Genomic DNA, 297 nt, shown 5'->3' on the forward strand with positions numbered 1-297 from the left:
GCTGCGATCGCGATCGCCCCGAAACTGGCAAACGCCTTCCAATGTCGCATTTGAATAATCACGCTTCCGACTCCCTCTGTCGTTCTACCGGTATGGACCCGGTTTCAATTCACGATATGATAGCGTTATCATTATCGCTATGCCAAGGCCGCCAAGAGCCGAAATCAACCGGGAGGAATTCGATGTCCAAATTTACAAGACGCCATGCGCTCGCTCTGATGGCGTCGGCAACGGGTGCAGCGTGCACGTCGGCAGGCGGGCCAGCCGTGCAACTTGGGACGGGTTCCGAGCCGTTGA

This window comes from Hyphomonas sp. UBA3601 (genome assembly GCF_002375605.1).
Classification (GTDB): domain Bacteria; phylum Pseudomonadota; class Alphaproteobacteria; order Caulobacterales; family Hyphomonadaceae; genus Hyphomonas.